We start from the raw sequence: 12,453 nt of genomic DNA, 5'->3' as shown, positions 1-12,453 counted from the left end.
GCCTCCGTTTTCCACTTCCGTACTGTGCGGGGTCGGGTCCTACTGGCCCGCGCCCCACTCGCTCCAGTTCATGTTCCAGCCGCTGAGGCCGTTGTCCGGGGCGAGGATGTCGTCGTTGGAGTTGATGACCTCGACCACGTCGCCGACCAGCGAGTTGTCGAAGAACCAGGCGCCGTCGGTGGAGGAGTCGCCCGCGCCCTGGGTGTCCCGCAGGCCGATGCAGCCGTGGCTGGCGCGGCCGTTGCCGAAGATGTCGCCGCCCCAGTAGTTGCCGTGGATGAAGGTGCCGGACTGGCTCAGCCGCATGGCGTGCGGGACGTCCGGGATGTCGTAGTCACCGTCGAAGCCGACGGTGGCGCCGTCCATCCGGGTCGTCTTGAGCTTCTCGGAGATCACCATCTTGCCGTTCCAGGTGGTCATGCCGGGCGCGCCGGTGGTGACGGCGATGGTCTTGAGCGTTGCACCGTCCCGCACCACCTCCATGCTCAGCGTGGCGTCGTCGACGGTGGTGATCTGGCTGCGCCCGATGGCGAAGGTCACGTCCTGGCTGGCGGTCCCGTACACGCCCTCGGAGCCCTCGACGCCGCGCAGCCGGAACTGCACGCCGACCTCGGTGCCGGGCTGCCAGTACTCGGCGGGGCGGAAGTCCACCCGGTGGCTGCCGAACCAGTGCGGCTCGACCTCGACGGCCGGCTCGGTGGTGATCCTGATGGCGTCGGCGACCGCGGCGGTGTTGGCGATCGGCGAGTCGAAGGTCACCGAGAGGATCATGCCGACGCCGTACTCGGAGCCATCGGCGACGTTCCAGTTGGTGGAGAAGGTGGTGCCGGCCGCCACGGTGGTGAAGGTGGAGGTCTCGTCGGCGCTCTTGCCTTCCTTGTCCTCGGCGGTGGCGGTCACCGTGTACGAGACGCCGTTGGCGAGGTGGTCCAGCGCCTGCCAGCCGGAGTTGTCGTCCTTGAGTTCGCCGTCGACCTCGGCGCCCTCGGCGTCGGTGACGGTGACCCCGGTCAGGGTGCCGTGCTCGACGGCCACCGCGATCTCGCCGGTGGTCGGCACGTCGGTGGCGCCGTCCTCGGGGGTGATGGCCAGGGATATGACGTTCTCCGTGCCGCCCCCGCTCTTGCCGTCGTCGGATCCGTTGTTCTCGGCCGCGCTGCTGCCGCTGCACGCCGATACCGCCAGCAGCACCACACCGAGCAGCGCCGCGACCCCGCTGGATGCAAATCTGCCACCCGGCCGCTTACGCACCATGCCTGCGTTCTCCCTCACTCAACCCACACACCCCAGGGATACCCAGCCCAATGGAAATCCCCTCTCCGGCCAGGTAATCACACTGTGCGGACGGGAACCGCCGTGGATTGTCACCGTTCCGTCGCAGTTCGGCGCCCCGATGTCAACAGTCCTGATGGCCGCCATGGCAAAATGCGCTAATCCGGTCAAAGGGGACTCGTTTTCGGCGGGTTCACCCGCCACCGGAACACCGTCAGCAAACAGCAATCCCAAGCGACTTCAGGAGGCCCGGACGTGTCCCGGACACCCCAGGACGAACGGCGCACCCAGATCTGGCCCGGACGCCCCCAGCCGCTCGGCGCCCGCTTCCACACCGGGCCCGGCGGCACCGAGGGCACCAACTTCGCCCTGTGGGCGGGCGGCGCCGAGGGTGTCGAGGTCTGCCTCTTCGACGATCCGGGCGGTGGCGGCGGCGGTGGCGACGGGGGCGGCGACGGGGGAAGGGTCGAACACGAGACCCGCTACCCCCTCGAAGAGGTCACCCACGAGATCTGGCACGGCTTCCTCCCCGGAGTACGGCCCGGCACCCGGTACGGCTACCGCGTGCACGGCGCCTGGGACCCCGCCACCGGCGCCCGCTGGAACCCCGCCAAACTGCTGCTCGACCCGTACGCCCGCGCCATCGACGGCGAGTTCGCCGCACTGCCCCCCGAGGTGTACGGCCACACCCGCGACTGGCCCCGCCAGGACGCCGCCGACACCGTGCGCGACGACCGCGACTCCGCCCCGTACGTACCCAAGGGCGTGATCACGGACGACCGCGACACCCCGTGGAACGACCCCTGGGCGGAGGACCGCCGCCCCAAAACCCCCTGGGCCGACTCCGTCATCTACGAACTCCACGTCCGCGGCTTCACCATGCGCCACCCCGGCATCCCCCCGCACCTGCGCGGCACCTACGCCGGACTCGCCCACCCCGCCGCCATCGACCACCTCACCTCCCTCGGCGTCACCGCCGTCGAACTGCTGCCCGTCCACCAGTTCGCCCACGAGGACCACCTGCTGCGCCGCGGCCTGCGCGACTACTGGGGCTACAACTCCATCGGCTACTTCGCCCCGCACGCCGGGTACGCCGCCACCGGCACCCGCGGCCAGCAGATCGGCGAGTTCAAGGCCATGGTCGCCGCCCTGCACGCCGCAGGCATCGAAGTCATCCTCGACGTCGTCTACAACCACACCGCCGAGGCCGACGAACGCGGCCCCACCCTCTCGCTGCGCGGCATCGCCAACCCCGGCTACTACCGGCTCGCCGACAACCCCCGCCACTACACCGACTACACCGGCTGCGGCAACACCCTGCACGTCGTCCAGCCCCAGGTGCTGCGGCTCATCACCGACTCCCTGCGCTACTGGGTGCAGGAGATGGGCGTCGACGGCTTCCGCTTCGACCTCGCCGCCGCCCTCGCCCGCTCCATGCACGACGTGGACATGCTCTCCCCGTTCCTCGCCGTCATCGCCCAGGACCCGGTACTGCGCCGCGTCAAACTCATCGCCGAACCCTGGGACATCGGCAGCGGCGGCTACCAGGTCGGCGCCTTCCCACCGCTGTGGACCGAATGGAACGACCGCTACCGCGACACCGTGCGCGACTACTGGCGCGGCGCGCTGCCCGACGTGACCGGCCTCGGCTCCCGGCTGGCCGGCTCCAGCGACCTGTACGCCTGGGGCGGCCGGCACCCGTACGCCTCCGTCAACTTCGTCACCGCGCACGACGGCTTCACGCTGCGCGACCTCGTCTCCTACGACCGCAAGCACAACGAGGCCAACGGCGAGGACAACCGCGACGGCACCGACGACAACCGCTCCTGGAACTGCGGGACGGAGGGCGAGACCGAGGACAAGGAGATCACCGCGCTGCGCCGCCGGCAACTGCGCAATCTGCTCAGCACCGTACTGCTGTCCACCGGCGTGCCCATGCTGGTGGCCGGCGACGAGATGGGCCGCACCCAGCGCGGCAACAACAACGCCTACTGCCAGGACAACGAACTGAGCTGGATCGACTGGAGCCTGTCCCGCGACCCGGCGTGGCGCCCGCTGCTCGACCTCACCCGGCGGCTGATCCAACTGCGCCGCACCCACCCCGTACTGCGCCGCCGTGCCTTCTTCTCCGGACGGCGGCACGGGCCGGGCGGGATGCGCGACCTGGGCTGGTTCACGGCGGACGGCGCCGAGATGACCGAGGAGGACTGGCACCGGCCCAGCCGGACGCTGGGGATGTTCCTGTCCGGGCGCGACATCCCGCAGCGCGACGCGCAGGGCCGGCCGGTGACCGACGACAGCTTCCTGGTACTGCTGCACGCCGGCGCCGAGCCCGCCCGCTTCCCGCTGCCCGGGCCGCCCTGGGCGACGTCGTACGAACTCCTCGTCGACACCGCGCGCGAGGAGCAGAGCACCCCGCCCGGCAGCCACCACGACGGCGGCGCCGAACTGCCGCTGCCGGCCCGCTCCGTACTGCTGTTGCGCGCACTGCCGCCGGGCGCCGACACGCCCCCGATCGGGTGATATTGCCCGGGGTGGGGCGGCGCCGGGACCAGGGTGTGCGGCATGTTCATCAAGCGAATCACCCGCCGGGCGGCGGCCGTTGCGCTGCCGCTCGCCCTGCTGTTCACCACGGCAGGCGTCGCCACCGGCACCACCGGCACCGCGACCGCCGCCGTCGCCTGCCCGGTGGTGGAGGACAAGCTGTACGCCGCCGCCGTCGAGGGCGTGGACCTGGACCGGATCAGCCCCGCCCCGGTCTACCGCGACAACTGCCGCCAGCTGTACCGCGCCGAGACCCGGGCGCCGGAGATCATCTTCGAGGAGGGCTTCCAGCCCCGGGACGTGGTGGACGGGCAGTACGACCTGGAGGCGTACGTCCTCAAGAACCAGCCCTCGCCGTTCGTCTCCACCACCTACGACCACGACCTGTACAAGGACTGGCGCAAGGCCGCCTACAACTACTACATCGACGCCCCGAACGGCATCGATGTGAACGAGACCATCGGCGACACCCACCGCTGGGCCGACCAGGTCGAGGTCGCCTTCCCCGGCGGCATCGACTCCGTCTTCATCGTCGGCGCCTGCCCCGTCGACCAGGCCACCCACACCGAGATCATGTCGCGGTGCGTGGACAACCCGTACTACGAGCCCTGGCGTAACTGATCACGCGGCGGGACCACTTGCGCGTGCTTGTGCCGGTTCTGACAGCAACCTGAGCGGCCCGCCTGCAAGATCCTGCCGCCACCACCCCTCCCCACGCCGCACACCGCGTCCGTACCGTCCGGAGTACCGAACAGGGCGGGCGAGTCGAACCGGACGAGCCGGCGAAGACGCGGGGAGGGGTGGTGTGGTGGCCGTGCGGTTCCAACTGCTCGGGCCGCTCAGTATCACCGACGGCACCGACACCGTCGTCCTGGGACCCTCCAAGCCCACCAACCTGCTGGCCGCCCTGCTGCTGCGCTCCAACACCATCGTCTCGGCCGGCTACCTCCAGCAGATGATCTGGGGCGACGACCAGCCGGCCACCGCCAAGGCGGCCCTCCAGACCTGCGTGCTGCGGCTGCGCCGGCTCTTCGAACGCCAGCACGTGCTGGACACCCCGATCGAGGCCGCCCCCGGCGGCTACCGGATCACCGCCGACGAACGCACGCTGGATCTCATCGAGTTCCGCTCCCGGGTACGCCACGCCGCGGCGCTGGCCGACGACCCGGCCGCCGAACTCACCACGCTGCGACACGCGCTGACCCTGTGGCAGGGCGCCCTGCTGGCCAACGTCCGCTCCGAGACCATGCACCGGGACGAGGTGCCGCGCCTGGTGGAGGAGCGGCTGCGCATCGTGGAGCGGGTGTGCGACCTGGAGCTGACGCTGGGCAACTGCGGCGCGGCACTGGTCGAGCTGTGGAGCGCCACCAGGGCCCATCCCAGTCACGGCCGGTTCCGGGAGCAGCTGATCGAGGCGCTGTACCGCACCGGGCGGCAGTCGGAGGCGCTGAGCGAATACCGGGGCTTCAAGGCGTATCTGCGCGACGAGCTGGGCGTCGATCCGTCTCCGGCGTTGCAGAAGCTGGAGCTGGCGATCCTGCGCGGCGAGAGCATCGGCGGGCCGGTGCCGGTGCCGGTGCCGGTGCCCGTGCCCGTGCTTGTGCCGGCGGTCCCGGTGCCGGACGCCGATTCCGTCCCGGCGGCGCTGCCCCCGGCGCAGCTGCCCGCCGCGCTGCCGGCGCCGCCCGTGCTGCCCACGCCGGTCGCGCCGGTCGCGCCGGTCGCCGGGCCCGCCGCCGCCCCGCCCACCTGGACCCCGGTGCCGTCCTTCACCGGCCGGACGGCCGAGGTCGGCGCCCTGGTGGCACGGCTCACCGCACACCCCGGCACCGAACTCATCTGCGGCGCCCCCGGCATCGGCAAGACCGCCCTGGCCCGGCACGTCGCCGATCTCGTACGCGACCACTTCCCCGGCGGCTGCCGGCTGATCGACATGGCCGCCCCCGACCCCGGTCACGACGCCGGCCACAACCCGCCCGAACCGGTGGACGCCGACCCCGGTACCCTGCTCGTCCTCGACGACGTCAGCGACGCCGACCGGGTCCGCCCGCTGCTCTCCGCCCGGCGCGGCGCCGCCACCCTCATCACCAGCCGGCGCGGCCTCGGCGCCCTCATCGCCACCCACGGCGGCCGGGTCACCCGCCTCGACATCTTCACCCGCGCCGAAGCCCACGACCTGCTGCGCGCCGCGCTCGGTACGGAACGGGTCGCCGCCGAACCCGGCGCCGCCGCCGAACTCGCCCTGCTGTGCGGCCGGCACCCGCTCGCCCTGCGCATCGCCGCCGCCCGGCTGCTCACCCGCCCCACGCTGCGGCTCGCCGACGCCGTCAGCTGGCTCACCGACGACCCGCTCGATCCGCTGGCCCGGCTCACGCTGCCCGACGACCCGCGGCTGTCCGTACCGCGCGTGCTGGAGGGGGCGCTGGAGCGGCTGGCGGCGCCGCTGCCCGAGGTGTTCGCGGCGCTGGGGCGCCTGGGCCACGACCGGTTCCACCCCGCCGACGCTGCCGGTGCCGTGGCGGGCGTGGCGGGCCTGGCGGGCGGCCCGGCCGGGATGACCGTCTCCGAGACCGAGACCGCCCTGGAGCGGCTGGCCGACGCCGGCCTGCTGGAGGACGGGCCACCCGGCCCGTACCGCATGCATCCGCTGCTGCGGGGCTACGCCCGAACCCGTGACCCGGACCCAGATCTCGACCTAGACCTTGACCTAGACCGACAGAAGGTGTGAGACAGGCATGGCCGCAGCGTTCGACAACCTCGCCGGCACCCGCCCGCGCATCCGGCGCGATGTGCTGTACACCCAGACCCCGGGCGGGGTGCTGTTCCACAACGCCGACGGCGGCTTCCATCTGGCCGGGCGCACCGCGTACCGGTTCGCCACGCTGATCGTGCCGCACCTGGACGGCGGGACGCCGCTGCGCGAGATCTGCGCCGGGATGGGTGACGCGCAGCGCGACATGGTCGCCTCGCTCGTCGGCTCGCTGTACGAACGGGACTTCGCGCGTGACGCCAAGGAACCGGCGCCGGGCGACGCGCAGGCGCTGCCGGCCGACGTCGCGGAGCGGTTCGCCGCGCAGATCGCCTATGTCGACCACTACGCGGACGACGCGCGGCGCCGCTTCGCGCGGTTCCGCGCCACCCGGGTGCTGGTGCTGGGCACCGGCGAGACCGCCGAGTGGGCGCAGCTGAGCCTGATCCGCAACGGGGCCGCCGCCGTCGCCGCCGAGCGGGTCACCGCGCGGGTACGGGCCGAGGCGGCCGGCTTCCCGGCGGTCGAGGTGCGCGAGAGCACGGAGTGGGCCGGCGCCGATGTGGTGCTGGTGACCGGCGCCGACGCGCTGATCCGCACCCACGCGATGCTGGCCGCCGGGCTGCCGCAGGGGCAACTGGTCATCCCGGTGTGGACCTTCGGCGAGCGGGTCATCACCGGGCCGCGCGCGGCGGCGGGCGGCGGCGGGTGCGTGTCCTGCGCGCTGCTGCGGCTGGGCGCCTCGGTGGACGCCTCCGCCGCCGCCGAGCGGTGGCGCGAGATCGCCTCCGGCGCGGTGGCCGAGCCGGGCGCGCCGGGCGGCGGGCCGCTGAGCGGACCGATCGCGGCGATGACCGGCAATCTGCTGGGGTACGAGGTGTTCCGGGCGGCGACCGGCGCGCTGCCGGCCGAGACGGACGGTCAGATCCTCATCCAGGACCTGGAGTCGCTGGACGTGGTCGCCGAGCCGCTGCGCCCGCATCCGCGCTGCCAGCTGTGCGGGGCCGGCGCCCCCGCCCCGGACACGGACGGGCTGCCGGACGCCCTGACGGTGTCCCGCACCGCGACGGTGGCCTCGGCGCGCGACGCCGAGGAACTGGTGGACCGGCTCAACGGCCTGGCCACCGCGCTGGTCCGGCCGAACGCCGGGGTCTTCGCCCGCTACGACGACGAGTCGCTGACCCAGCTGCCGCTCAAGGTGGCCCGGGTGGAACTGCCGCTGGGCGCGGCGGGCGGCGGCCGGCGCACCATCGCCGCCTTCGACGTGCACCATCTGGCCGGCGCCCGGCTGCGGGCACTGCGAACGGCGGCCGCCGTGTATGTGGAGCGGGTCGTGCCTGCCCCGCTGCTGCCCGGCGGCCCCGGGGAGCTGCCCGTACTGCTGGCCGGCGGCGAGCGCGCCGAGGTCGCGGCGTGGAGCGCGGTCACCTCGCTGCTGACCAAGGAGCGGGCCGCCGTACCCGCCGCGGCGCTGCGCCCGTACGGCCCGCACAACGGTGACCGGCGGCGGCTCGCCGGGGCGGGGGGCACCGGCGCGGGGGAGAGCGCGGCCGAGGCGGCCGGCCACGCGCTGCTGTCGGCGCTGGCGCTGGACGCGCTGACCCGCGCGGTGCGCGGTACGACGCGGGTCCGGCCGGTGGCGGCGGAGGGTGAGGAGGATCCGGAGCTGACGTTCCTGCACACCTCGGCCCAGCGCCTGGAACTGGCGGCGGAACTGCTGGACCTGGGCGAGGCGGAACGTTCCGGCGCCCATGTGGTGCTGGCCCGCGCGGCCGACGGCCGCTGGGCGATCGGCGCCGACCTCAGCCGCCGGGCGGCGGCGGTCACCGCGCTGCGCGACCTGCTGGGGCAGGCGCAACTGCCGGACGCCGACCCGGGCGATGCGCTGCTCCCCGATCTGGCGCCCGGCACCATCGCCACCACCGACGGCCCCGCCCCGGCCGGCCCCGACACCACCCCCGGGGCGATCCTGGACCGCTTGCGCGCGGCGGGCCGTGACGCCCTGTACGCGGACACCACACCCACCGACCTGCGCACGGGCGGCCTGTACACCGCCCGCGTCCTGCTGCCGGAGGCCGACACCGATGCGCGTCACTGACGTGAAGTCCGATGCCGGGCGCCGGGCGCCCGGCGGGCCGCCCCCGGCCGGCCCGCTCCGCCCGCCCCGGGCCGCCACGGCGCGGATCGCGCCCCGTACCGCCCTGGAGGTGACCCATGCCGGCCGCTGAACTCGCCACGCTGATCCGGCGGGCACGGCCCGGCACGGACGTGGCGGCGCTGGGTGTGCGTGACGCCTTCGCCGACACCGCTCCGCTCGCCGCCGGGCAGGACGTTCCGGTACGGATCTACGGCCGTTACGCGATCGTCGGCCCGCTGCCCTCTCCCGACCACGCCCCCGGCCGGCCGCGCCCGTGCGCCCGCTGCCTGGAACGCCGCTGGCAGTCCGTCAGGTCGGTGGCCCTGCGCGACGCCCTCGAACTGAGCCCCGCCGCCGGGGCGACCCGCGCCGCCGGGGCATACCCCTACGCCACCCCCTTCGCCGCCGACGCCGTCACCGCGCTCATCGCCGCCCGCGAGGCGGCAGCCGGACCGTACGCCGCCGTCCACCTCGTCGACCTCCAGACCCTCGGCGTACGCCGCTACCCCCTGCTGCCCGATCCCGAGTGCCCCGCCTGCGGCCGTACCGAGCCCGACACGGCCGAGGCCGCCACGCTCACGCTGCGTCCCGCGCCCAAGCACAAGCCGGGCACCTTCCGGGTCCGCGACATCGACTCCTACGAACTCCCCACCGACGCCTACGCCAACCCGGTGTGCGGCGCGCTCGGTTCCACCGTCGTGTACGACGTGTCCTCCACCTCGACCTCCGCCACCATCGGCTGCTTCTCGATGCGGTCGGGCGAGTATCTGCGCGAGACGTTCTGGGGCGGCCACGCCGACACCTTTGCGAACAGCGTTCGCATCGGGATTCTGGAGGGCCTGGAACGGTACGCCGGCATGCGCGCCCGCGGCCGTACCGCCGCCGTGCACGACAGCCTGGACGGGCTGCGCGCCCGCTCCGTACCCGCCCTCGATCCGCGCACCTGCGGCCTGTACTCCGACGCCTTCCACGCCGCCAACCCGCACATCCCGCCGTTCACCCCCGACCGGGTCATCCCCTGGGTCTGGGGCCACTCGCTGCGCGAGGGCCGCCCGCTGCTGGTGCCGGAAGTGCTGACGTACTACCACGCGCCGGGCCTGGAGAACCGTTTCGTCCAGGAGTCCTCCAACGGCTGCGCCTCCGGCGGCTCACTCGAAGAAGCCATCTACTTCGGGCTCATGGAGGTCATCGAGCGCGACGCGTTCCTGCTCTCCTGGTACGGCCGCGCCGCGCTCCCCGAACTCGACCCGTACAGCAGCACCCGCCCCGCCACCCGCCACATGGTGGACCGGCTGGCGATGTACGGGTACGAGGCGCGGTTCTTCGACACCCGGGTGAGTTTCCCGATCCCCGTCATCACCGCGGTCGCCGCCCGCCCCGACGGCGGCATGGGCCGGATGTGCTTCGGCGCCGGCGCCGGCCTGGACCCCGAATCGGCCCTCGCCTCCGCGCTGTGCGAGATCGCCACCGACGCCGTCAACCTTCCCGGGCGCACCGAGCGCGACGAGGCCCGGCTGCGCGCCATGGCCGCCGACTTCGACCTGGTGCAAGCCCTGCACGACCACCCCCTGGTGTACGGCGTCCCGGAGATGGGCGAACACGCCGGCTTCCTGCTGGACGGCCCGCGCGGACGGCGGCATCCGCTGGGCGAGCGGTTCGGGTTGGACGGTGTGGTCCCGGCCACCCCCGCGGTTTCCGCCGACATCCGCGAGGACCTGACCGTCTGCGTGAACGCCGTCACCGACGCCGGATTCGAGGTGATCGTCGTCGACCAGACCATGCCCGAACAGCGCGACCTGGGCCTGACCACGGTCTCCGTACTCGTTCCCGGGCTGCTGCCCATCGACTTCGGCTGGGCGCGGCAGCGCGCGCTGGGCATGCCCCGGCTGCGCACCGCGCTGCGCGAGGCGGGGCTGCGCGCCACCGACCTGACGCCCGCCGAGTTCAACCCCGCCCCCCACCCCTTCCCCTGATCGGAGCAGACCCATGGGGTTCGCCCATGACTACGCGGACGCGATCATGTCGCGCGGCCGGGTCCCGATGGAGCCGGTGAATTTCGTACCCGACTGGAGCGACGGGCCGCGCAAGACCAAGTTCTATCCGGGCACGGAGATCGTGCCGCTGCCGGCGGACGACGGCGTGCCGGACGACGCGACGCTGGCGAGCGGCCTGTTCGGGGACGGCGAGGCGGCCGGTGGCTTCACCCTGCCGGCGCTCTCCGGGCTGCTGCGGGACTCGTACGGGCTGACCGGCCGGCGCCTCGGCGTCCAGGCGAACACCGATCTGAGCGCGCTGCCCAGCTACCCGATGGCCAACTGGTCGCGCGGCACGGCCTCCGGGGGCGGCCTGTACCCGGTCGCCGTCTACTGGGCCTCGGGGGCCGGCGGGCCCGGGCTGCCGGGGCTGCACTACTACTCGGCGCGGCACCACGGCATGCGGCGGCTGCTGACGGGCGATGTGACCGGGGAGATCCGGGCGGCGCTGGGGGAGGGCGCGCCGGGGCCCGAGCGGACCGACCAGTACCTGGTGCTCGGCATCAAGTACTGGCAGAACTCCTTCAAGTACAACAGCTTCTCCTTCCACGCGGTGAGCATGGATCTGGGGGCGCTGCTCGGTACGTGGCGCACGTGGGCGCGGGCGCGCGGCCTGGAGATCGAGCCGGCGCTGTGGTTCGACGAGGCGCGGCTGCAACGGCTGCTGGGGGTGGACCCGGAGGCGGAGGGCGTCTTCGCGGTGGTGCCGCTGTCGTGGGCGGGCGGCGCCGCCACGGGCGCGCCTGCCGCGCCCGCGCCGCCCGTAGCGGTGCGGCACCGGGACGCCGAACGCTCCCGTACGGTGCTGACCTTCGACACACTCAAGGAGATGCAGCGGACGACGGCGGCCGGGGCAGGTGACCGGCCGGCGCCGGGCGCGCTGGCCCCGGCGGCGGCGCGCCCGGCGGCGGCGGAGACCGCGGCGTACGAGCTGCCGGAGGCGGCGCCGCTGACCATGAACGTACGGCGCGCGCTGCGCTCCCGGCGCAGCAGCTTCGGCCGCTTCGCCGCTCAGCGCCCGCTCAGCGCCGCCCAGCTGACCGCCGCGCTGGCCGCCGCCCACGCGGGCGCGGCGCTCGGCGGCGACACGGCCCGGGCGGGCGGCGGGCCAGGACTGGCCACGCTGTACGCGTTCGTCAGCCACGTGGACGGCGTACCGCCGGGCGCGTACGCCTACGACCCGGAGCGCGGCGCGCTGCGTCTGGTGAGCGCCGGGCCGCCCGGTCCCTTCCTTCAGAAGAACTACTTCCTGTCCAACTACAACCTGGAGCAGGCGGGCGTGGTCCTGGTGCCCACGCTGCGCACCCACGCCGTCCTGGACGCGGTCGGCGACCGTGGCTACCGCGTGGTGAACGCCACGGTGGGCGCCATCGCCCAGGCCACCTACACCGCCGCGGCGGCGCTGGGCATCGGCTGCGGGGTGGCGCTGGGCTTCGACAACATCTCCTACCGCGAGGAACTCGACCTGCTGGCCACGGACGAGGCCCCGCTGCTGATCATGCTCCTCGGCCACGAACGCCCCTCACCCGCCGACTTCCGCTACGAAATCGCCTGACGGCGCAAAGGAGACCACCCCCGTGCGGAGCCATCCCCACCCCCCGCCACCCCCGGCCGGCGAAGACCCTCGGGCGACGACGCCGCGCGGCCACGCCCCCGGAACCCCCCGGGACCGCACCGGCCGCCGGGCGGCCGACCCCGGCGCGGCCCGGCGGTCCCCC

General features: G+C 73.8%; 8 protein-coding genes. 7 read left to right on the top strand and 1 reads right to left on the bottom strand.

What is annotated here, in order from left to right; genetic code table 11:
* Nucleotides 1-39 precede the first annotated feature (39 nt).
* The gene (locus tag AC5WRL_RS26105; RefSeq protein ID WP_496091117.1) at nt 40-1,254 is read right to left on the bottom strand and encodes a L,D-transpeptidase; all 1,215 of its coding nucleotides are present in this window, start codon (nt 1,252-1,254) and stop codon (nt 40-42) included.
* A gap of 273 nt (nt 1,255-1,527) precedes the next feature.
* Here AC5WRL_RS26105 and glgX point away from each other — a divergent pair, with 273 nt between their 5' ends.
* The 7 genes from glgX to AC5WRL_RS26070 all read left to right on the top strand — a co-directional run bounded on the left by glgX (nt 1,528) and on the right by AC5WRL_RS26070 (nt 12,290).
* Entirely contained in the window at nt 1,528-3,795 is a 2,268-nt protein-coding gene (gene glgX / locus AC5WRL_RS26100) for a glycogen debranching protein GlgX (protein ID WP_496091116.1), read from the top strand.
* A gap of 42 nt (nt 3,796-3,837) precedes the next feature.
* Complete coding sequence (locus tag AC5WRL_RS26095) at nt 3,838-4,437, top strand: ADP-ribosyltransferase (RefSeq protein WP_496091115.1); 600 nt, start codon at nt 3,838-3,840, stop codon at nt 4,435-4,437.
* A gap of 193 nt (nt 4,438-4,630) precedes the next feature.
* Entirely contained in the window at nt 4,631-6,544 is a 1,914-nt protein-coding gene (locus AC5WRL_RS26090; RefSeq protein ID WP_496091122.1) for an AfsR/SARP family transcriptional regulator, read from the top strand.
* Between the two features lie 7 nt (nt 6,545-6,551).
* Entirely contained in the window at nt 6,552-8,663 is a 2,112-nt protein-coding gene (locus AC5WRL_RS26085) for a TOMM precursor leader peptide-binding protein (protein WP_496091114.1), read from the top strand.
* On the top strand, nt 8,650-8,793 hold the full coding sequence (locus tag AC5WRL_RS26080) for a hypothetical protein (protein WP_496091113.1): 144 nt from the start codon (nt 8,650-8,652) through the stop codon (nt 8,791-8,793). Before AC5WRL_RS26085 ends, AC5WRL_RS26080 begins: the two co-directional genes overlap by 14 nt.
* Complete coding sequence (locus AC5WRL_RS26075; RefSeq protein ID WP_496091112.1) at nt 8,780-10,675, top strand: TOMM precursor leader peptide-binding protein; 1,896 nt, start codon at nt 8,780-8,782, stop codon at nt 10,673-10,675. Before AC5WRL_RS26080 ends, AC5WRL_RS26075 begins: the two co-directional genes overlap by 14 nt.
* Before the next feature lie 13 nt (nt 10,676-10,688).
* Entirely contained in the window at nt 10,689-12,290 is a 1,602-nt protein-coding gene (locus AC5WRL_RS26070; protein WP_496091111.1) for a nitroreductase family protein, read from the top strand.
* Nucleotides 12,291-12,453 lie beyond the last annotated feature (163 nt).

It is taken from the genome of Streptomyces sp. NTD107, from assembly GCF_059510435.1.
This window is presented reverse-complemented; position numbering and strand designations above follow the sequence as displayed.